The 18,879-nt window shown below is 64.4% G+C and carries 21 protein-coding genes; 12 read left to right on the top strand and 9 right to left on the bottom strand.

The features are described 5' to 3' along the window. Positions 1-11: 11 nt before the first annotated feature. The 3 genes from ribB to LH20_RS21045 are packed head-to-tail and all read left to right on the top strand — an operon-like array spanning position 12 to position 2,324. Entirely contained in the window at positions 12-1,289 is a 1,278-nt protein-coding gene (gene ribB, locus LH20_RS21055) for a 3,4-dihydroxy-2-butanone-4-phosphate synthase (RefSeq protein WP_053555910.1), read from the top strand. Further along, positions 1,289-1,714, top strand: a complete 426-nt coding sequence (ribH, locus tag LH20_RS21050; RefSeq protein WP_053555909.1) for a 6,7-dimethyl-8-ribityllumazine synthase — start codon at positions 1,289-1,291, stop codon at positions 1,712-1,714. Before ribB ends, ribH begins: the two co-directional genes overlap by 1 nt. Next, positions 1,707-2,324: a hypothetical protein gene (locus LH20_RS21045; RefSeq protein WP_053555908.1), complete on the top strand. Its 618-nt coding sequence runs from the start codon at positions 1,707-1,709 to the stop codon at positions 2,322-2,324. The genes ribH and LH20_RS21045 overlap by 8 nt, the downstream gene beginning before the upstream one ends. Positions 2,325-2,367: 43 nt before the next feature. Here the strand turns inward: LH20_RS21045 and LH20_RS21040 are convergent, their stop codons facing one another. Then, positions 2,368-3,453: an alkene reductase gene (locus LH20_RS21040; RefSeq protein WP_053555907.1), complete on the bottom strand. Its 1,086-nt coding sequence runs from the start codon at positions 3,451-3,453 to the stop codon at positions 2,368-2,370. Positions 3,454-3,567: 114 nt separating this feature from the next. Between LH20_RS21040 and LH20_RS21035 the strand changes: the two genes are divergently transcribed. The 6 genes from LH20_RS21035 (at position 3,568) to LH20_RS21010 (ending at position 8,471) form a co-directional block, all read left to right on the top strand. Beyond that, positions 3,568-4,476, top strand: a complete 909-nt coding sequence (locus LH20_RS21035; RefSeq protein ID WP_053555906.1) for a DMT family transporter — start codon at positions 3,568-3,570, stop codon at positions 4,474-4,476. A gap of 5 nt (positions 4,477-4,481) precedes the next feature. Then, positions 4,482-5,147, top strand: coding sequence for a COQ9 family protein (locus LH20_RS21030; protein ID WP_442800442.1), 666 nt, complete (start codon positions 4,482-4,484; stop codon positions 5,145-5,147). Positions 5,148-5,186: 39 nt separating this feature from the next. Continuing rightward, a complete protein-coding gene (locus tag LH20_RS21025) occupies positions 5,187-5,441 on the top strand; it encodes a FeoA family protein (RefSeq protein WP_053555904.1) in 255 nt (84 codons plus the stop codon). Beyond that, a complete protein-coding gene (gene feoB / locus LH20_RS21020; protein ID WP_053555903.1) occupies positions 5,438-7,309 on the top strand; it encodes a ferrous iron transporter B in 1,872 nt (623 codons plus the stop codon). Before LH20_RS21025 ends, feoB begins: the two co-directional genes overlap by 4 nt. 31 nt (positions 7,310-7,340) lie before the next feature. Then, positions 7,341-7,865, top strand: a complete 525-nt coding sequence (gene ssb / locus LH20_RS21015) for a single-stranded DNA-binding protein (protein WP_053555902.1) — start codon at positions 7,341-7,343, stop codon at positions 7,863-7,865. Positions 7,866-7,979: 114 nt separating this feature from the next. Next, positions 7,980-8,471 (top strand): MmcB family DNA repair protein, encoded by a 492-nt coding sequence (locus LH20_RS21010; protein WP_053555901.1) that lies wholly within the window; start codon positions 7,980-7,982, stop codon positions 8,469-8,471. Positions 8,472-8,517: 46 nt separating this feature from the next. Here the strand turns inward: LH20_RS21010 and LH20_RS21005 are convergent, their stop codons facing one another. From LH20_RS21005 to LH20_RS20985, 5 genes are all read right to left on the bottom strand, one after another. Then, positions 8,518-9,147, bottom strand: coding sequence for a riboflavin synthase (locus LH20_RS21005; RefSeq protein ID WP_053555900.1), 630 nt, complete (start codon positions 9,145-9,147; stop codon positions 8,518-8,520). 6 nt (positions 9,148-9,153) lie between these two features. After that, positions 9,154-10,098 (bottom strand): bifunctional diaminohydroxyphosphoribosylaminopyrimidine deaminase/5-amino-6-(5-phosphoribosylamino)uracil reductase RibD, encoded by a 945-nt coding sequence (gene ribD, locus LH20_RS21000; protein WP_053556430.1) that lies wholly within the window; start codon positions 10,096-10,098, stop codon positions 9,154-9,156. Between the two features lie 35 nt (positions 10,099-10,133). Further along, the gene (locus tag LH20_RS20995) at positions 10,134-10,607 is read right to left on the bottom strand and encodes a hypothetical protein (protein ID WP_053555899.1); all 474 of its coding nucleotides are present in this window, start codon (positions 10,605-10,607) and stop codon (positions 10,134-10,136) included. A 249-nt stretch (positions 10,608-10,856) separates the two neighbouring features. Next, positions 10,857-11,315, bottom strand: coding sequence for an acyl-CoA thioesterase (locus LH20_RS20990; RefSeq protein ID WP_053556429.1), 459 nt, complete (start codon positions 11,313-11,315; stop codon positions 10,857-10,859). Positions 11,316-11,329: 14 nt separating this feature from the next. Beyond that, on the bottom strand, positions 11,330-13,168 hold the full coding sequence (locus LH20_RS20985) for an aminopeptidase P family protein (RefSeq protein ID WP_053555898.1): 1,839 nt from the start codon (positions 13,166-13,168) through the stop codon (positions 11,330-11,332). Positions 13,169-13,235: 67 nt separating this feature from the next. Here LH20_RS20985 and LH20_RS20980 point away from each other — a divergent pair, with 67 nt between their 5' ends. The 3 genes from LH20_RS20980 to LH20_RS20970 all read left to right on the top strand — a co-directional run bounded on the left by LH20_RS20980 (position 13,236) and on the right by LH20_RS20970 (position 16,904). Beyond that, positions 13,236-15,401, top strand: a complete 2,166-nt coding sequence (locus tag LH20_RS20980) for a S9 family peptidase (RefSeq protein ID WP_235527052.1) — start codon at positions 13,236-13,238, stop codon at positions 15,399-15,401. 73 nt (positions 15,402-15,474) lie between these two features. Next, positions 15,475-15,936 carry a MarR family winged helix-turn-helix transcriptional regulator gene (locus LH20_RS20975; protein WP_053555897.1) on the top strand — a complete coding sequence of 154 codons (462 nt, stop codon included), beginning with the start codon at positions 15,475-15,477 and terminating at the stop codon, positions 15,934-15,936. Continuing rightward, positions 15,933-16,904, top strand: coding sequence for a S41 family peptidase (locus tag LH20_RS20970; RefSeq protein ID WP_053555896.1), 972 nt, complete (start codon positions 15,933-15,935; stop codon positions 16,902-16,904). Before LH20_RS20975 ends, LH20_RS20970 begins: the two co-directional genes overlap by 4 nt. Here LH20_RS20970 and LH20_RS20965 read toward each other — a convergent pair. From LH20_RS20965 to galE, 3 genes are all read right to left on the bottom strand, one after another. Beyond that, positions 16,889-17,500 (bottom strand): HAD family hydrolase, encoded by a 612-nt coding sequence (locus LH20_RS20965; RefSeq protein WP_053555895.1) that lies wholly within the window; start codon positions 17,498-17,500, stop codon positions 16,889-16,891. The genes LH20_RS20970 and LH20_RS20965 overlap by 16 nt on opposite strands. Before the next feature lie 97 nt (positions 17,501-17,597). Further along, on the bottom strand, positions 17,598-17,723 hold the full coding sequence (gene ykgO, locus LH20_RS20960) for a type B 50S ribosomal protein L36 (RefSeq protein ID WP_003046794.1): 126 nt from the start codon (positions 17,721-17,723) through the stop codon (positions 17,598-17,600). Positions 17,724-17,837: 114 nt separating this feature from the next. Continuing rightward, on the bottom strand, positions 17,838-18,866 hold the full coding sequence (gene galE, locus LH20_RS20955) for a UDP-glucose 4-epimerase GalE (protein WP_053555894.1): 1,029 nt from the start codon (positions 18,864-18,866) through the stop codon (positions 17,838-17,840). Between the last annotated feature and the right edge of the window lie 13 nt (positions 18,867-18,879).

The raw sequence follows: 18,879 nt of genomic DNA, 5'->3' as shown, positions 1-18,879 counted from the left end.
ATGGCGGCCGCATGTCTACGCAACTCATCGACCGCATCCGCACCATCGTCGTGGAAGGGAGCATGTCCCGCTCAGGTCTTGCGCGCGCGGCGGGCCTTCATGCGAACAGCCTTCGCGACCTCGATTCGGATAGCTGGAACCCCACCGCCGACACGCTGCGCAAGCTTGAAAACTGGCTCGCGCACGGGAGCGACCTGTCGCCGATGGCAACGCCTGAGGAAATCATCGCCGAGGCGCGCAACGGTCGCATGTTCATCCTCGTCGACGACGAGGACCGCGAAAATGAAGGTGATCTTGTCATTCCGGCGCAGATGGCGACGCCCGATGCGATCAATTTCATGGCGACGCACGGCCGAGGGCTAATCTGCCTTACCTTGACGCGCAGCCGGGTCGAGGCGTTGGGACTTGAACTGATGAGCCGCAACAATGGCACGCGGCACGAGACCGCCTTCACCACCTCGATCGAGGCACGTGAGGGCGTTACCACCGGAATATCCGCCGCTGACCGCGCGCGCACTGTGTCGGTCGCGATCGACGCGTCGAAAGGCCGCGACGACATCGTTACGCCGGGGCACGTGTTCCCGCTGATCGCGCGCGACGGCGGCGTGCTCGTCCGTGCCGGTCACACCGAAGCCTCGGTGGACATTGCGCGTCTCGCCGGGCTCAATCCGTCCGGCGTGATATGCGAAATCATGAACGATGACGGGACGATGGCGCGTCTTGACGATCTCATTCCCTTCGCGCGCCGCCACGGCCTGAAGATCGGGACGATCGCAGACCTTATCGCCTATCGCAACCGCACCGACCGGCTGGTCGAATGCGTTTCCGACGAACCGTTCGAATCGGATTATGGCGGTGAGTGGCGGCTCAAATCCTATCGCAACAAGATCGATGGTAGCGTCAATCTGGTGTTGCAAAAGGGGCTCGTCGATCCCGAAGGCGTGACCTTGGTGCGCATGCATCCCGTCTCGATCTTTGATGATATCATGGGTCGGCCGGGACCCAGGAAGCGCCGCCTGCAACGCTCGATGGAAGCGATCGGCGAGGCCGGGGCCGGTGTCATCGTAATGCTGATGCGTCCCCTGCCCGGCTCGGCTGCGGCAGAAGCGAGCCCGCCACCGTCGGGGGGCATGGACCTTCGGACCTATGGTATCGGCGCTCAGATCCTCGCGGATCTTGGGGTCCATGCCATGGAGCTTCTGACGCCGTCGCACACCAACATTGTGGGTCTTGAGGGCTATGGTCTATCGATCGTCGGCGAACGATCGATCCCGGGGGAGGCCGAATAATGGCGCATGTTCTCATCGTCGAGGCCCGTTTCTACAGCCATTTGAACGACATGTTGCTCGACGGGGTGCGCAGCGCGCTTGAGGCCGAGGGACACAGCCACGAAACCGTAACCGTGCCGGGCGCGCTCGAGGTTCCGGCCGCCATCGCGCTCGCGTCCGATACCGGGCGCTATGATGCCTATGTCGCGCTCGGCGTCGTGATCCGCGGCGAGACCTATCACTTCGAGGTGGTCTCGAACGAAAGCGCGCGCGGGATCATGGCGCTGACGCTCGACGGACTGGCGATCGGAAACGGCATATTGACGGTAGAGAACGAAGACCAAGCGCTCGCGCGCGCGGACAAGACGCGCAAGGACAAGGGCGGCGAGGCAGCGAAGGCCGCGCTCGCGATGCTGGCGCTCAAGGAAAAGTTTGGCGTTGCCTGACCGTCCACCACCAAGCCGCTATTCTGTCGTCGAGCGCGGCGGGCGGCTTGTGGTGATCGACAGGGAGACAGGCACCACGCCGCCCAGTGCCGCCGAACGCATGGCAGCGCACGATCGCCGCATGGGGCACGAGCCAATGCGCCCTCCAAGCCGCCCGCCTGAAGCTGCCGCCTCGGATCTTGCCCCTGACGGGATTGAACGTGTGACGCCGCCGTCCGTTTCGCCCGCCGCCAGCCGGGTAGAGGGGGCCCTCGCGGCGAACGAGCGCAGGCAGCCGTGGGCCGACGGGAACCACGCCGCACGCTCCGCCGCGCCCCTGCGGGACGTTCGGCCGCCACGGGCGCAGACAGGCCGCAAGACGGTTACAACCAGCAAATGGTGGGACGCGAAGGGGCCGCGCACGATAACGCTCGGCCCCAAAGGTCAGGCCGAGCTTACCGGCAGCTTCCTAGCGCTTTTCTTTGGATTGGGGGTTGCGGCGATTATCGCTGCATTCTTCGCGCTGCCACTGCTCTTGGTCGCAGCCTTTCTGCTCGCTCGCTTCGGCGGGCATATCGTGGGACCAGCAGGCGCGCGGATCGTCGACAAGGCGATCGCGACGCGCGACTAGCCTTCTTTGGCCGCCCTTGCATGCGCAAGGGCGGCTGGAAAGATCAGGCCGCGACCAGCGCCGGATAGTCAGTGTAGCCTTCTGGACCCGGCGAATACCAGGTCTGCGGGTTGCCAGCTGCCCATTCGGTACCGCTGCGGATGCGTTCGACGAGGTCCGGGTTGCCGATGAAGGGGCGACCGAAACTGATCGCGTCGGCAACGCCGCTCGCAAGATCAGCCTCAGCGTGCGCCACGTCATAGTCGCTGTTGAGGATAAGCGGTCCCTTGAACACGGCTCGGATCGCAGGCGATTGCTTGGGCACGTCGGTTCTACCGAACGTGCCGTCGGGACCCGGTTCGCGCAACTCCAGGAAGGCGATGCCGAGCGCATCGAGCGCTGCAGCGGCGGCGGGGAAAAGCTTCTCAGGCGCACCGTCGTCGACGCCCTGCGTTTCGCCATTGGGCGAAAGCCGCACGCCGACACGGTCCTTGCCCCAAACCGCAATCAGTATCTCGGTGACTTCGCGAAGCAGTCGAATGCGATTTTCGACCGGGCCGCCATAATCATCGTCGCGTAGATTCGACCCGTCGCGCAAGAACTGGTCGATCAGATAACCGTTGGCACCGTGGAGCTGCACCCCGTCAAAACCGGCGCGCTTCGCATTCTCGGCCGCCTTGGCATAATCGTCGATAACGCGCGGAATTTCAGCGAGCTCGAGCGGGCGCGCGACTTCATACTCGAGCCGGCCAGCCGGGGTGTGCGCCTTGCCGGGACCTCGCGTCGCCGAGGCCGATACGGGGAGCTTTCCTTCGTTGAATACGGAATGGACCAGCCGCCCCATGTGCCACAGCTGCGCGACGATGCGCCCGCCGGCTTCGTGCACGGCATCGGTCACCGGCTTCCACCCCTCAACCTGCGCATCGGTCCACAGGCCCGGTGCCGAGGGCCAACCCAGCCCTTCTTGCGAAATGCCGGTGGCCTCGGAAATGATCAGCCCCGCGGAGGCACGCTGCCGGTAATATTCGCGCGCCAGCTCATTGGGAACGAAACCGGGGCCGGCACGCCCCCGCGTCAGCGGCGCCATGATGATGCGATTCCGCGCCTCGATGGCGCCCAGGGTGATCGGGTCGAAAAGCGTTGCGGTCATAAATCCTCCGGCTTTCACTTTCTCCGCGACGCCCCCGTGGGCCGCGGCTATGGGCCACACGAGCTATGGACGCGCGGCGCCCAAGACAACAGTGGGTAGCAAAAGAAAATCTATATGGCAGCGAAGAGCGATGCCTCCGATGGATGGACAGGGGCGGGTCGGCAAGGCCGCTGGGCCTTCGCGGCCCTGCTCGCGGGCAATATGGTCCTGGCTCTGGGGGCGCCGCTCGTGCGGCTGGCCGACACGGGGCCGGTTGCTTCGGGCTTCTGGCGCATGGCGATAGCATTGCCTGTCCTTGCATGGCTGGCGTGGCGCGAGACGGGCGGGCGGATGCCGTCGCGCGCCGCGATGGGCGTTGCGACGACGGCAGGGGTTTTCTTCGCGCTCGACCTCGCCGCGTGGCACCTCGGCATCCTGGGCACCAAGATCGCCAATGCCACCCTGTTCGGCAATTGCGCCAGCCTGTTGCTGGTTCTGTGGGGGATTTTCCTGGCCCGCACGCTGCCGCGCGGCTGGCAGGCTTTCTCGGTGCTGCTTGCCTTCGCAGGATCAGCGCTCCTCATGGGACAAAGCTACGAGCTTGCGCCCGCCTATTTTGTTGGCGACTTCTTGAGTCTGCTCGCTGGGGTTTTCTACACCTTCTACGTCATCCTCATGCAGCGGGTGCGCGGCGAACTCGCGGCCTGGACGACGCTGGGTCTCGCCTCGACCGCGACGCTACCGATCCTGCTCAGCGCGGCCTTCGCGCTCGGTGAAGTGATTGTGCCCCAGAACTGGACTCCGCTGATCGCGCTCGCATTGTCAAGCCAGATCATAGGTCAGGGACTGATGATCTGGGCGCTGCCGCGCTTCTCGCCGCTCGTCGTGGGGCTTACCCTGCTCGTCCAGCCCGCCATTGCAGCCTTCGCGGGCTGGATGATCTTCGGCGAGCAGCTCACCGCAATCGACCTCGTCGGTGGATCGATGGTCGGTGCGGCGCTGGTGTTGATCCGGTTGCCCAACCGCGCCGCACGGCCTATCTGATGGTCATGGCCTCCATTCTACCCGCCGATCCGACCCTTGACGAGATCCGCGCAGCGCTCGCTCCGCTGATCGCTGAAAACGCCGCCTTTGACGGCTTCGGCGACGCCGCCCTCACCGATGCCGCAGAGCGCATCGGCGTTGACCCCGACGTGGCACGCCTCGCCTTTCCGGGCGGCGGCCGGGACATGATCGATGCCTGGTTCTCTTGGATTGATACCGACATGGCCACGCGCTGGCCCACTGAACGCCTCGCCACGCTAAAGATCCGGGAGCGGATCGTGACGCTCGTCGAGGCACGGCTCAACACCCTCGCGGGCCGTCGCGAGTCGCTCCGCCGCGCGCTGGCGTTGCTGGCGCTGCCCACCAATGTTCCCTTTGCCGCAAAGCTTGGATGGCGCGCCGCCGACGCGATGTGGCGGCTCGCGGGTGATACCGCGACCGACTATAATCATTACAGCAAACGCGCGATCCTCGGCGCCGTCTACGCCTCGACAATGGCGGTATTTCTTGATGACGAAAGCGAAAATTTCACCGCGACGCGCACGTTTCTCTCGCGGCGGATCGACGCGGTGATGCGTTTCGAGGGCTGGAAGCATCGCCGCGCTGCGCGGCGCGTCCAGCGCCCGAGCCTCGCGCGCTTCGTCGGACGGCTTCGCTACCCCGGAAGATAGGACTGGCGCTGCGCAGCTGTTATTGATAATCGCTCGCAAATGACTGCAAAGCTCGATTCTGCCCCGCTCGGCGCCGCCGTGCGTATTGCCCGTATCGATTGGGATGTTCTGTCGCACGACGAGGGCCGGCGGCTCCGCGAGTTCGGACTGATGGAGGGGGTCGAAGTAAAACCGCTCCATCGCGGCAGTCTCTTCTCGCGGGAACCGCTCGCTCTCGGCATTGGGCGCATGCAAGTGATCATCCGTGGTCGCCAGGCGGCGGCAATAGAGGTGGAGCCCACGGCAACAGCATGACCGGCGCCGTTCCTACCATTGCACTTGCCGGCAACCCGAACGCCGGCAAGTCGAGCCTGTTCAACGCGCTGACCGGCGCGCGGCAGAAGATTGCCAACTATCCGGGCGTTACCGTCGAGCGTAAAGCAGGACATGCGAGCTTCGCAGACGGCCGGCCGTTGGCGCTGATCGATCTTCCCGGCAGTTACAGCCTAACCCCGGCCAGCCCCGACGAGGCAGTGACGCGCGACGTCGTGCTCGGGCGACAGGCAGGGGAGCGACGCCCCGATGCGCTTGTTGTCGTCGTCGATGCCGCCAATCTCGACAATCATCTCTGCTTCGCGCTCGAACTGATTGCGCTGGGACTGCCGACCGTGGTCGCGCTCAACATGCTCGACCTTGCCGAGCGCGACGGCCTGACGCTCGATCCTGCGCGGCTGGCGCAGGAATTGGGCGTGCCGGTGGTCGCAACCGTCGCCGTACGCAAGCGCGGTCTCGCCGACCTGCTCGCCGCGATCGACGGCGCGATCCTGTCGCACCAGACCCAAGCCGACGCGGTTCCCGCACCGCCGCCCACCGACGCAGCGCTCCACCAGCGCGCGCGCGCGATCGCGCGCGCGGCGACGCTTTCCGAGACCCCGGGGCGACGCTGGACCCAGCGCGTCGACGCGGTCGTCCTCCATCCGGTCGCGGGCTTCCTGATCCTGCTCGCGCTGATGTTCGTGATGTTCCAAGCCGTCTATGCCTGGTCCGAGGCGCCGATCGGCTGGATCGAGAACGCAATTGCCGTGATGCAGGAGGCCGCTGGGCGCATGCTACCCGACGGTTTCCTGCGCGGTCTGATCGTCGAGGGTCTGTTGGCGGGCGTCGGCGCGGTGGTCGTCTTCCTGCCGCAAATCCTGATCCTCTTTCTCTTCATCCTGCTGCTCGAAGCGTCGGGCTATATGACACGCGCTGCTTTCCTGATGGATGGGCTGATGGCGAAGGTCGGGCTGTCGGGACGCGGCTTCATCCCGCTCCTCTCGAGCTTCGCCTGCGCGGTGCCCGGGATCATGGCGACGCGCGCGATCCCCGATGCCAAGGACCGGTTGACGACCATTCTCATCGCGCCGCTAATGACCTGCTCGGCGCGCTTGCCGGTCTACACGCTGATCATCGGCGCCTTCATTCCCGCGCGCTCTGTGGGCGGGTCGCCAGTCGGCCTGCAGGGACTCGTCCTCTTTGCTCTTTATGTTGCGGGTATCGTCGGCGCTCTCCTTGTCGCCTTCGTGCTGCGGCGCTCGGTCACAAAGGGCAATGCTGCGGGCTTCATGATGGAGATGCCGCGCTATCAATGGCCGCGGCTGCGCGACATCGCGATCAGCCTATGGCAGCGCGCGTGGATCTTCCTGCGCCGCGCGGGAACGATCATCGCCATGACCACGGTCGTCCTCTGGATCCTGCTGAGCTTTCCCAAGGCGCCTGCGGACAGCGAGCTGCGGCAGGTCGATTACAGCATCGCGGGCCGCATCGCGAGCGGGCTGGAAACCGTGGTGCAGCCGATCGGCTTCAACCACGACATCGCGCTCGCGCTGATCCCGGCGATGGCGGCGCGCGAGGTCGCGGTCTCGGCCCTGGCAACTGCGAACGCGATCGACGCCGGCGACGACGAGGATGCGATGGCCCAATCGCTGAGCGAGCGCCTCCAGGGACGCTGGAGCATCGCAACCGCCCTCGCCTTTCTCGCCTGGTTCGTCTTTGCGCCGCAGTGCATTTCGACCATCGCGATTACCCGCCGCGAAACGAACGGGTGGAAATGGCCGATGTTCATGGTTGGCTATTTGTTCCTGCTCGCCTATGCCGCTGCAGGTATTACTTACTGGACGGCCGTCGCCTTCGGACTCGGCTGATCCTCCAACACTCGAGCGGAGCGGAGCGGCGATGGCTGGCAGCGTCAACAAGGTTATTCTCATCGGCAATCTGGGTGCCGATCCTGAAATCAAGTCGTTCCAGAACGGTGGCAAGATCGCGAATATCCGCATCGCGACCTCCGAGAGCTGGAAGGATCGCATGACCGGCGAGCGCAAGGAGCGCACCGAATGGCATAATGTCGTCATCAATGGCGACGGGCTGGTCGGCGTGGTCGAACGTTACCTCAAAAAGGGGTCGAAGGTTTATATCGAAGGAAGCCTGCGCACGCGTAAGTGGCAGGACCGCGACGGCAACGACCGCTACACGACCGAGGTCGTGGTCGCCGGCATGGGAGGCTCGCTGACGATGCTCGACGGCGCGCCCGGCGGCGGCGGATCGCGCACGAGCGGGGATAGCTGGAACCAGGGCGGCGGCTCGAGCGGCGGCTGGGATCAGGGCGGAAGCTCGGGTGGCGGCTGGAATCAGGGCGGCGGCAGTTCGGGTGGCGGACGGCCGCCCTTCGACGATGATCTCGACGACGACGTGCCTTTCTGAGATTCATGTCAGATTTTTTCGCGCTGAGCTTGTCCAAGCAGCGGCCTTTCCCCGACGTCAGGGCGAAAGAGCGGCCTTTGGATAAGTTCAGGGCGGACGGCATGGCGTGAAGCCATGGCCCAGTCGGCTGGAACCCGCCTGGAACCCGCTCTAACTGCCGCCGATGTCGCACGCGGCGTTTGCCGGCTGTTCGCGCAGGCAGGGCTCGTCGCACTTCCGGAAGTGCCGCTGCCCAACGGACGGCGCACCGACCTCACCGCGATCGACGCCAAGGGTCACATCACCATTGTCGAGATCAAGGTCAGTCGCGCCGATCTGCATGGCGACGGAAAATGGCCCGATTATTGCGACTGGTGCGACCGCTTCTATTGGGCGCTCGCCGCCGGGCTCGACCCTGCAATCCTCGAAACCCCGGAATATCGCCCTCAAACCTCAGGCCTTATCGTCGCCGACCGCTACGGCGCCGCCGTGGTGCGCGAAGCCGCGAGCTGCCACCTCGCTCCGGCGCGGCGAAAAGCCGAGCTGCTGCGCATCGGTCGCCTCGCGATGCGGCGCTCGATGATCGCGGCCGATCCCGAACTGGCGGCGGGCTGGACCGAGCGATGACTTCAGGCTGATTGATGGAAAATGCGCGACGAGAAGGTTGGCGGCCCTATCCCCGCACCTGTTGCATCCGCGCCAGATAGCGCGCCAGCACGTCGATTTCCAAATTGACCGGCCGGCCGACGGCCGCTTCGCTCAGCGTCGTCATCGCCTGGGTGTGCGGAATGATGTTGAGCGTGAAATGGGCTTTTCCGTCCGCCTGGTCCGCGACCTCATTGACCGTCAGCGATACGCCGTCGAGCGTGACCGAGCCCTTGGGGGCGATATGCGGTGCAAGCGCGGGAGGCGCCGCGACGGTGATCTTCACGCTGTCACCGACGGGCTCGACCGCCACCATGTGCCCGACCGCATCGACGTGACCGGTGACGATATGCCCGCCGAGCTCGTCGCCAACGCGCAGGGCGCGCTCAAGGTTGAGGCGCCTCCCCGCATCCCACATGTGGGGCGCGGTGCGCGCCAGCGTCTCGGCGCTCGCATCGACGGCAAACCAGCCCGCGGTGCCGTTGCCGCGGTCGTCGACGCCCTTGTCGACAACCGTGAGACAGGCGCCCGAACAGGCGATCGATGCGCCAAGGTCGATCGCGGTGACGTCATAACTGGTATCGATTACGAGCCGGACGTCACCGCGATCCTGGCGCGTTCTGATGATGCCGATATCGGTGATGATGCCGGTGAACATGAATGTCTATTCCCTTCGGATCCGCTCGTAGACGTCGAGCTGGTCGCTGCCAAGCAGGCGGCTGTCGGAGAGTCGCCATCGGCCGTGCGCGTCGGCGAGATCTTCAAGGCCGATGTCCCCGAGCGCCGCACGACCGCCGCCAATCAGGATCGGAGCACGATAAAGAAGCAACCGGTCGACGCGATCGGCGGCGAGAAAGGCCGCGGCCGCCCCCGCCCCGCCCTCGACGAGAAGCGAGTCGACGTCGCCGGTCGCTTCGGGCGACGCCGCCGCAGTCCAACCCTCGGGCGCGCGTCCCCGCGTCAGGACAAAGCGCTGCGGGCTGCGGTCTTCGAGGCCGGGCAGGCGCACGTCGAGACTGGGGGCATCGGCTTCCAGCGTTCCGCGGCCAACGAGGATGGCTTCGTGCCGCGCGCGTTCGAGGTGCACATGCGCGCGAGCGCGATGGCTGGTGATCCAACGACTCGACCCATCAGCGAGTGCGATCTGGCCGTCGAGCGAGGTGGCAAGCTTCAGCGTCACGAACGGACGCCCCGCAGCCCGGCGCGTCCACCAAGGCGCCATCGCCGCGCAGGCTGCCTCTGCCAGAACACCGACTTCGACAGCGATTCCCGCATCGCGCAGACGCGTGATACCTCGCCCGTCAGTGCGTGGGTCGGGGTCCTGCAGTGCCGCGACAACGCGCGCGACCCCGGCTTCGATCAGGAGACTGGTGCAACATGGTCCGCGCGGACTGGCATGCGCGCAGGGTTCCAACGTGACATAAGCCGTCGTGCCCTGCGCATTCTTGCCCGCCGCGGCTACCGCCGCCGCTTCGGCGTGCGGTCGACCCCCCGGCTGCGTCCAGCCGCGCCCAACGACGCGGCCATCGCGCACGAGAAGGCACCCGACGTTGGGATTGGGCGCGGTCCGCCCGTGTCCCCGTCCGGCAAGCGCGACGGCAGCAGCCATCCAGTCGACGTCGGCGGGCGAGCGCTGCATCGAGGCTATTTTTGCGCAGAGGGAGCGGGCTGCGGTCTGCGCGCGGCGCGCTCGGCAAGCGTTGAGCGTTTGGGCGGCGCGGCCTTGCTGTTCCTGGCGAGAGCGTCGGCCTCCTCGCCCAGCGTTTCGCGCGTCACCTTGTCAGCCTCGGTCGAATCATATTCGACCCCCATCATGTCGGCGAGCTTCTGAAATTCGGCGCGGCGCTTCGCATTCTCACGCGTCGTCTCCTTCGCGCGCGCAACCCAGTCGGCGTGAACCTCGGCTTCGCTGCGATTCGCCGTCCAATTTTCAAAGTAAATGATCTGCGGCTGTGGCTTCTCATAGGGGATCAGATATTTGCTGAATCCCCAGAACACCACGATCGCGAAAGCAATCGCGACCCCCCAGCTTGTCCATCGGTGTGGACGCGGTTCGCGGATATAGCCCCAGAAGTCGGAGACCCCGCCGCTCACATCCCAGTTATTGAACATTCCCATGCGGGCAATTTAGGCGATATCGCGCCCATTTGCGAGGGCCGTGAGAAACGCATCGGACGATGATCCGAAGCAGTCAAGATTGCAAAAATTGCAATCACGGATACGTTTTTCGCAGTTGCGAAATTCATTGTGCAGTGCAATATCACACTTGCCTTTTAGGCATCCTCTCCCAAAACTTTCACGGGCCGCCCCTGGGCGGCCCTTTTTTTCGACCTTTTTGGTTGAGAGGGTCGATTCGGTTGGTGCGAATCAGTCCTGCGCTGGGATTCGCTTTTCGAATCGGCGTACTTCCGCAATAAAGCTCCCGGGCAGAACCGTCGGCACTCCGCTATCGCTATCGATATGCGCATAGCTGATCTCGATGTCGGTCAGCCGCGTTGAATCACGGAAAATCCCGCAATGCAGCGTGAAACTGGTCCGCTCGAAGCGGCTGATTCGCGCTGCGATCGTGATCAGCTCATCGAGGCGCGCCGGTTCATGATAGTCGATCTCGCAATGCGTCTCGCGAATGTCTGTACCATATTGGTGAAAATAAGGTCCCGGCTGCCCTTCACCGAGGGCACGAAAATATTCGGTCACCCCGACGTCGGCATAAGTGAGATAATGGCTGTTAAAGACGATATTCTGGCCGTCGATCTCGCTGTAACGCACGCGCACGCGCTCCTGCACTCGAAAGTCGCAAAGCGGGACCTCGCTGCGATCGCTCATTTCTCCCGGTCCCGTCAGGCGGCGAGCGCGGCGGTCGCGCGCTCGAGCGGCGCGCACGCTGCTTCGAGCCATGCGCGGTCCGTCTCGCTCATCGCTGGAGCGAGCTTTTCGAATACCGCGGCATGATAGGCGTCGAGCCAGTCCGTCTCAGCCGGCGTGAGCAGTTCGGTTTCGATCAGGTTTCGCGCGATTGGGGCGAAGGTGATGGTCTCGAACCCGAGTATCTCTTCCTCGGCGCCCGCGATAGTCTGGGGCACTACGACGACGAGATTCTCGATGCGGATGCCGAAGGCGCCAGCCTTGTAATAGCCCGGCTCGTTCGACAGGATCATGCCCGCATGAAGCGGCTCCTCGGTTCCGGCCTGCCCGCCCGATGGCTTGGCGATACGCTGCGGTCCTTCGTGGACTGCAAGATAGGCTCCGACGCCGTGGCCTGTGCCATGCGCGTAATCGACACCGTCCGCCCACAGATATTGCCGCGCGAGAATATCGAGCTGGCTACCGCGCGTTCCCTTGGGGAAGCGCGCCGTTGCAAGCGCAATATGGCCCTTGAGCACCTGGGTGAAGCGGCGGCGCATCTCCGCAGTCGGTGTGCCGATCGCGATGGTGCGCGTGATGTCGGTCGTGCCGTCGGTATATTGGCCGCCGGAGTCGACCAGATAAAGGGTGCCGGTCTCGATTGGGCGATTGGTGGTTTCGTCGACCTTGTAGTGCGGCAAGGCGCCGTTCGGTCCCGCCGCCGAGATGGTGTCGAACGAAAGATCGACGAGCGCGCCGCTCTGGTCCCGAAATTCGCGCAGCTTCGCCGCGGCGCCGAGTTCGTCGAGCCCCCCCTGCGGCGCGGTCTCCTCCATCCATTTCAGGAAGCGTGCAACCGCAACGCCATCGCGAACATGGGCAGCGCGGGTTCCATGGAGCTCGGTTTCGTTCTTGATCGCCTTGGGAAGCACCGCAGGGTCGCGGTGGCGTTCGATGGTCGCACCTGCCGCTTCGAGCGCGGTAAAGATCGCGGCCACCGCGCGGTCAGGATCAACCGCTACCCTCTTGCCCGAAAGGCCTGCGAGTGCGGCTTCGAAGGCGTCGCGGTCGTGTATCCGGACGCTGTTGCCGAGGTGGGCGCGGACCGCGTCGGTAACCTTCTCGGGCGCGATGAACAGGTCGGCGGTCGCGTCGGCGTTGAGCAGCGCGAAGGCGAGCCCTACCGGCGTATGCGTGACGTCCGAGCCCCGAATGTTAAAGGTCCAGGCAATCGAATCGAGCGCGGTCATCACGGTCGTGTCGAGTCCCCGCGTCTTCAGCCAGTCAGCGATGACAGAACGCTTCTCGGCCGCCGCCTGCCCAGCAAGCGCGGTGTCGTGGACCATGATCGGCGCTGCGCTCGGCGGCGGCTGGTCACTCCACACCGCGTCGACGGGGTTGCTGTCCACCGCGACCAGCTCGGCCTCGCGCGCCCGGAGCGCCTTTGCCAGCGCGTGCGCCCAATCAATGCTGTGGAGCCAGGGATCATAGCCGACCTTCTGACCCGCGCTGACGTTCGCGCCAAGCCACTCAGCAATGCTAGACTGCGGCACGCCGACATAGTCATAAAGGCTGCCATCGACCTGCTCGCGGACCTGTACGGTGTAGCGGCCGTCGACGAACACTGCGGCCTTTTCAGGCAGCACGGCCGCGGTCCCCGCCGAGCCACCAAAACCTGTCAGCCACGCCATGCGCTGTGCATAGTCGCCGACATACTCGCTCAGATGCTCATCGCTGATCGGCACGATGAATCCGTCAAGACCGCGCCCCTTCAGCTCGGCGCGCAGACGGGCGAGACGTTCGGCGGGGCTGGCACTGGGCCGGGGGGTAGACATGCGGCGTTCCTTGTTCCTACATCGCGGGCGATCCGGCCCACCGGGGGCGGCGCCGCGGGAGTTTTCCATGCGCCTCATTTGGATGTTTCTGGCGGCAATTGCCACCCCGCTTGTCACGTCGCCTCCGCTTTTGGCTCAAGAGAAAGACACTGAATTGACCGAAAATGCCCCTGTCCTGCCCCCTGCCCCCGTCGCCGACCAGCGCCCACACCAGGTGATTTTGCACGGCCGGACGATCGAGGACCCGTGGCACTGGCTGCGCGATCCCGGCTATCCCGAGGTCAACGACCCTGATGTCCTCGACTATGTCCGGCAGGAAAACGCCTATTTCGATGCCGCGATGAAACCGCATGCGAAGCTCGTCGAGACGCTGTTTCAGGAGATGAAGGGCCGCATCAAGGAGGTCGACGCGAGCGTGCCGCAAAAAGACGGCGATTGGCTCTATTGGGTCGAATATGAGCAGGGCGCCGAATATAAGAAATGGTATCGCCGGCCCGTTGCGGGCGGTGAGCCCGTCCTGATCCTCGACGAGGTCGCGATGGCCGAGGGCAAGGACTATTTCCGCCTTGCCGAAGTGTCGATCAGCCCGAACGGCGCGTTGATGGCCTATTCGTTCGACGACAATGGATCCGAACGGTTCGAAGCCCGCATTCGCGATCTCGGCACGGGTGAACTTCTACCCGACGTCATTCCCGGAACGCTGTCGTCGCTCATATGGTCGGCGAGCAGCGACGCGATCCTCTATGGCCTTGCGAACGAGAATTGGCGCACCGACAATGTCCGCCTGCACAAGCTCGGGACGCCGGTCACCGAGGACCTCTTGCTCTACAAGGAGAGGGATATCGGTTTCGGCGTCGGCATCGGCAAAACCGCGGCCGACAATTATATCGTCATCGCGACCGGCGACAACGAAACAAGCGAGGTCTACCTCCTGCCCGCCGACAATCCCGAGGCGCCGATGCAGCTGGTCTCGGCGCGGCAAAAGGGCCGCGAATACAGTGTTGATGAGCGCGACGGCACCCTCTACATCCTCACCAACGATGAACATCCCAATTTCCGCGTCGCCACTGCGAGCGTGAAAGATCCCGGCAGGTGGACGACGCTGATCCCGGGCAGCGACCACAGCTATATTACCGGCTTTTCGGTGTTCCGCGACTATTTCGTCCTCGAGTCGCGCGAGGACGGGCTCGATCAGGTCGATATCCGTACATATGACGCGCCCTTGACCCCCGGGCGGATCGCTTTCCCCGAGGCGACCTATGTGGCGGGGCTCGGCGACAATCCCGAATATCACCAAGACAAGCTCCGTATCGAATATGAATCGATGATCACGCCGGAAACCGTCTATGATTATGACGTAGCGACGGGGACACTTGAGACCCTCAAGGTGCAGGAGATCCCATCAGGTTATGACTCATCCGTTTATGTAACCGAACGGGTTAATATCCCGAGCCGCGACGGCGAAACGATGATCCCCGTCTCGCTCGTTTATCGCAAGGACACGAAGCGCGACGGCAACGCTCCGCTCCACCTTTATGCCTATGGTTCATACGGGTACCGGGTCGCGCCGGGTTTCTCGACAACAAGACTGAGCCTTGTCGATCGCGGGATGATTTATGGAATCGCGCATGTGCGCGGCGGCGACGACCTGGGGCGCGCCTGGTATCTGGCGGGCAAGACGAGCCAGCGCAAGAATACGTTCAACGACTTCATCGACGTCGCAAGGGGGCTGATTGCGAAAGGCTACACGCGCGCCGGCAAAATTTCGATCGAGGGGCGTTCGGCGGGCGGACAGGTGATGGGTGTCGTCTATAATGAGGCGCCGGAGCTCTGGGGAGCGGTTCTTGCGGGCGTGCCCTTCGTCGATGTGATCAATACCATGGTCGATGAAACGCTGCCGCTGACACCGGGCGAATGGCCCGAATGGGGCAACCCGCTCACCGACCAGGCGGCGTTCGACTATATCCTCTCCTACAGCCCCTACGACAATGTGACCTCCAAGGCCTATCCACCAATGCTGGTATCGGCCGGACTCAACGATCCGCGCGTTACCTATTGGGAGCCCGCCAAATGGGTCGCGAAGCTCCGCGCGACCCGCACCAACGACGCGCTGCTGCTTCTGCGAACCAACATGGGCGCGGGCCATGCGGGAAAATCGGGCCGCTGGGGCGCCTTGCACGAAGATGCCGAGGAATATGCCTTCGTGCTGACCCAGCTCGGGGTCGAAGACTAAAGCCTCGCCCCTGCCAAGACACTGCTCTTCCACAAGATTGCGCTCCGCTTCCGAATTATATAAGCCCTTATATATGATTCGCCCCGCTGGACTTGGAACCCGCCTTCGCCTGCTGACCGCCGCGCTTGATGACGCCGTCGAGCGAGTATACCGGGAAGCGGGCCACGATTTCCGGCCGCGTTTCTTTCCCTATTTCCAGCTTCTCATGGAGCGCACTTCGGCTTCGGTCGGCGAATGCGCCGCCGACCTCGGCTTTACCCAGCCCGCTGCAACCCAGACGCTGCAGCTGATGGCGCGCTCAGGGTGGATCGAGGTCGTGCCGGGCGAGGACCGCCGCGAGCACCGATATGCCCTGAGCGCTGCGGCGCGGGGCAGGCTGTCCGAGCTTCATTCGATCTGGGACGCGATTGCCCGCGCCGCCGAGGCGCTTGACGCAGCGCTGCCGGCGCCGCTCGCCGCCACGATCGACGCCGCGCTGGAGAGCCTTGATCGCGAATCCTTCCATGCGCTGATTATGAGGGAACTCACTCCGTGAAACGCCTGCTCGCGACGCTTTTCCTCTTGCTTCTCGCTGCCCCCGCCTCGGGCCAGCCGATCAGCGCGACCGATCGAACGGAGACCCTCGACGCGGTCGCCACTCTGCTGGAGTCGCGCTACGTCGACCCCGATACAGGCTCGCAGCTTGCGCGCTCTTTGCGCAAGGCGAAACAAAAGTGGAGGGGAATCACCGACGGCCCCGCTTTTGCGGACGCGCTCACCGCCTGGCTACGACAAGAATCGGGCGACGGCCATCTGGCGGTCACGTACAGCGCCGAGACCATCCCCGCCGATGGCGGCGAGCAGGCGTTCACCGCCGAGGAGATCGAACGCTTCTACGGCGCGCATCTCAACCATGGCGTCGAAAAGATCGAGCGGCTTGATGGCAACATCATGCTCATTGACCTTCGCGTCTTTCCGCCGCCCGCGCTGGCGGGCGAGGTGATCACCGCGATGATGACAGTCGCAGCGCAGGGCGATGCGCTGATCATCGACCTGCGGCACAATGGCGGCGGGATGGAGACCATCGAGATCATTCTCGGACATGTGCTGCCTCCCGGCTCACCGCTTAGCGGCATCTACGATCGCCCTACCGACACGCTGACGCCGCGCGTCTCGCCCATGTGGGTTCCAGGAAGGCGCTTCGGCGAGACCAAGCCCATTTATGTGCTCATCGGCCCACGCAGCTTCTCCGCCGCCGAAGCGCTCGCCTATGACCTGCAGGCGCTCAAGCGCGCGACGATCGTCGGCGCGGTGAGCGGCGGCGGCGCAAACCCCTTCGAATATCGGCGCGTTCACCGGCATTTCGCGCTCAGCCTACCCGAAAAGCGCTCGATCAACCCGATTACCGGAACCAATTGGCAAGGGGTTGGGGTGATCCCCGATGTTGCCGTCCCGCCCGAACAGGCTCTCGAGAAGGCGCTCGCGCTTGCCCGGGTCGCTCTGGCGGCTCAGCGGGGCAAATAGGACCGCGCAACCAGGTCGGCTTCGAGCGCCACCGCATGCTCGAACCGGTGCCCAGCGATTCCCGCGGCTTCGGCCGCGGCGACATTGTCGACGCTGTCGTCGATGAACAGCGCGCCCGCGGGATCGATTCCGAACCGCTCGATAGCGAGCGCGAAGATAGCAGGATCGGGCTTCATCAGTTTTTCGGTGCCGGAGACTATGATGTCGATAAAGCAGTCAAAGATTGGCTGGGTCGGACGAAAACCTTCCCAGAACTCATGCCCGAAATTGGTAATGGCGAACAATGGCACCCCCGCCGCGCCCAGCCTCTCCACCAGTTCGAGGCTGCCGGGCACAGGGCCGGGAATCGTCTCGTTGAAGCGCGCTGCATAGGCGTCGATCAGCGCATCATGTCCGGGAAACTGGGCTTTGCGCTCGGGGACCATGTCGGCAAGCGCTCGGCCGGCGTCATGCTGGAAATGCCATTCCGGCGTGACGACATGCGTGACGAACCATTCGAGCTCATCCTTGTCATCGATCAACTTGGCGAAGAGGTGCCGCAGATCCCAGTCGAAGAGGACGCGCCCCACATCGAAAATCACGCTGCGGCGAATCATGCGCCCCCCAGACACGCGAAAGCGCCGCCGGAAGCATCCGACGGCGTAACGCTCTTTATCAAAAGCTGACGGGACGCACGCGTCCCGCGCCGGAGCATCAGCCCTGGCGCGCCTTGAAACGGCGGTTGGTCTTGTTGATCACATAGGTCCGGCCACGGCGGCGGATCACGCGGTTATCCCGGTGGCGGTCCTTCAGCGACTTCAGGCTGTTGCGAATCTTCATTGCTCTTGTCCGTAAATTTTCAGCGTTACACGCGAAGCGGCGCACCTATGGGGAAGCGGGCGAAAAGTCAACCGGGAGGAAGGGCAAATCGTTGCCCCCGCAAAGGGGCAGCCGTCAGGCCGCAAGCCGCCGTCCTTCGAGCTGCCGCTCCCACGCCAGCGCGTGCGCCACGATCATGTCGAGGTCGCCGTATCGCGGGGTCCAGCCGAAGCGGGCCCGAATCGCCGCATTGTCCGCGACCAGTGCGTCAGGGTCGCCCGCACGCCGATCGGAAAGGCGCCGCTCGACCTTGGCCGCACCCACGCGGTCGACCGCGTCGAGCACTTCGAGGACCGAGAAGCCGCGACCATAGCCGCAGTTGAGGCAATGGCTCGCGGCGGGCTCGGCGATGAGCGCTTCGAGCGCAAGCAGATGCGCGTCAGCAAGATCACTGACGTGGATATAGTCGCGCACCCCGGTCCCGTCCGGCGTCGCAAAGTCGGTGCCGAACACATCGACGTGGCTGCGCTTGCCGAGTGCCGCCTCGACCGCAACCTTGATCAGATGCGTTGCCCCGGCGGTCGACTGGCCGCTGCGCGCGTCGGGATCGGCCCCCGCAACATTGAAATAGCGAAGCGCGCAATAGTTGAAATCATGCGCCGCCGCGACGTCGGCCAGCATCGCCTCGGTCATCAGCTTCGACATGCCATAGGGGTTGATCGGCCGCTGCGGCGCATCCTCGCGCACCGGCACCACGTCGGGAATGCCATAGGTCGCCGCAGTCGAGGAAAAGATGAAATGCCGTACCCCGCTATGCACCGCAGTGTCGATCAGCGCTCGGCTGCGCGCGCTGTTGTTGTCATAATATTTGAGCGGATTGACGACCGATTCGGGCACCACCACGGACCCTGCGAAATGGAGGATCGCGCCGATGTCGTGCTTCGCGATGATTCGGCTGACCAGCGCCGCATCGGCGACATCGCCTTCATAGAAGCTCGCGCCGGCGGGGACCGCCCAGCGAAAGCCGGTGACCAGATTGTCGAGCACTGCCACGCGCCACCCGGCGTCGAGCAGCGCAAGAACGGCATGGCTGCCAATATACCCGGCACCGCCGGTGACAAGCACGGGGAAGGGATGCGCGGACGAACGGCGGGAAAGGGTCACGGGCTTTCGGCTC

This window comes from Sphingopyxis sp. 113P3, assembly GCF_001278035.1.
In the GTDB taxonomy this organism is placed as follows: domain Bacteria; phylum Pseudomonadota; class Alphaproteobacteria; order Sphingomonadales; family Sphingomonadaceae; genus Sphingopyxis.
This window is presented reverse-complemented; position numbering and strand designations above follow the sequence as displayed.

What these genes read in the sequence shown, in the direction of transcription:
- ribB (WP_053555910.1), top strand. Translation starts at nt 12, where the DNA reads ATGTCTACGCAACTCATCGACCGCATCCGCACCATCGTCGTGGAAGGG.
- ribH (WP_053555909.1), top strand. Translation starts at nt 1,289, where the DNA reads ATGGCGCATGTTCTCATCGTCGAGGCCCGTTTCTACAGCCATTTGAAC.
- LH20_RS21040 (WP_053555907.1), bottom strand. Translation starts at nt 3,453, where the DNA reads ATGACCGCAACGCTTTTCGACCCGATCACCCTGGGCGCCATCGAGGCG.
- LH20_RS21035 (WP_053555906.1), top strand. Translation starts at nt 3,568, where the DNA reads ATGGCAGCGAAGAGCGATGCCTCCGATGGATGGACAGGGGCGGGTCGG.
- LH20_RS21030 (WP_442800442.1), top strand. Translation starts at nt 4,482, where the DNA reads ATGGCCTCCATTCTACCCGCCGATCCGACCCTTGACGAGATCCGCGCA.
- LH20_RS21025 (WP_053555904.1), top strand. Translation starts at nt 5,187, where the DNA reads ATGACTGCAAAGCTCGATTCTGCCCCGCTCGGCGCCGCCGTGCGTATT.
- feoB (WP_053555903.1), top strand. Translation starts at nt 5,438, where the DNA reads ATGACCGGCGCCGTTCCTACCATTGCACTTGCCGGCAACCCGAACGCC.
- ssb (WP_053555902.1), top strand. Translation starts at nt 7,341, where the DNA reads ATGGCTGGCAGCGTCAACAAGGTTATTCTCATCGGCAATCTGGGTGCC.
- LH20_RS21010 (WP_053555901.1), top strand. Translation starts at nt 7,980, where the DNA reads ATGGCCCAGTCGGCTGGAACCCGCCTGGAACCCGCTCTAACTGCCGCC.
- LH20_RS21005 (WP_053555900.1), bottom strand. Translation starts at nt 9,147, where the DNA reads ATGTTCACCGGCATCATCACCGATATCGGCATCATCAGAACGCGCCAG.
- ribD (WP_053556430.1), bottom strand. Translation starts at nt 10,098, where the DNA reads ATGGCTGCTGCCGTCGCGCTTGCCGGACGGGGACACGGGCGGACCGCG.
- LH20_RS20995 (WP_053555899.1), bottom strand. Translation starts at nt 10,607, where the DNA reads ATGGGAATGTTCAATAACTGGGATGTGAGCGGCGGGGTCTCCGACTTC.
- LH20_RS20990 (WP_053556429.1), bottom strand. Translation starts at nt 11,315, where the DNA reads ATGAGCGATCGCAGCGAGGTCCCGCTTTGCGACTTTCGAGTGCAGGAG.
- LH20_RS20985 (WP_053555898.1), bottom strand. Translation starts at nt 13,168, where the DNA reads ATGTCTACCCCCCGGCCCAGTGCCAGCCCCGCCGAACGTCTCGCCCGT.
- LH20_RS20980 (WP_235527052.1), top strand. Translation starts at nt 13,236, where the DNA reads ATGCGCCTCATTTGGATGTTTCTGGCGGCAATTGCCACCCCGCTTGTC.
- LH20_RS20975 (WP_053555897.1), top strand. Translation starts at nt 15,475, where the DNA reads ATGATTCGCCCCGCTGGACTTGGAACCCGCCTTCGCCTGCTGACCGCC.
- LH20_RS20965 (WP_053555895.1), bottom strand. Translation starts at nt 17,500, where the DNA reads ATGATTCGCCGCAGCGTGATTTTCGATGTGGGGCGCGTCCTCTTCGAC.
- ykgO (WP_003046794.1), bottom strand. Translation starts at nt 17,723, where the DNA reads ATGAAGATTCGCAACAGCCTGAAGTCGCTGAAGGACCGCCACCGGGAT.